The sequence below is a fragment of the Stenotrophomonas maltophilia group sp. RNC7 genome, from assembly GCF_030910085.1.
GTDB classification, from domain to species: Bacteria; Pseudomonadota; Gammaproteobacteria; order Xanthomonadales; family Xanthomonadaceae; genus Stenotrophomonas; species Stenotrophomonas sepilia.
Window position 1 is genome coordinate 1 of record NZ_JAVFVN010000301.1, and the last position, 435, is coordinate 435.

Annotated in this window: 1 pseudogene; it reads right to left on the bottom strand. The window is 42.1% G+C overall.

The features are described from left to right. Positions 1–435, bottom strand: a pseudogene (locus RCF13_RS05150) (hypothetical protein); the annotation flags it as partial.

The window sequence follows — 435 nt, forward strand, 5'->3', positions numbered from 1 at the left end:
GCTGATCAGTACAATGACACCAAACGGCGATTTCAGCCCTGCGGATAAAAACATGGTGATGGCTGCTACCATGAAGCAGGAGAGAAGAACACAAACTGCTAGAAACAAGGCAGCTTGCTTCATAACTAGCGGATAGGGTGACATCGGTGCGTAAAGTTGTAATGGTGCATTTCCGCCGTCAGATCCGAAGATAAGCATAGAGAGAAAATAGACCATTGTAATTAGCAGAACACATATTGTAGCAGTCAATGAAAAACCTGTAAATAATTTAGCTGAAATAAGTTTATTTTTCCCATGCCTTGAAGACAGAATAAGTTGATCTGTGCCTGAGGTGTATTCTCCAGCAAACAGTGGCGCAATACAGCTTGCTATAGCAAATGCGGATGCTAAACCGACAATATTGCTGAGGTTAAAAAAACGTCGATATCCATCGGT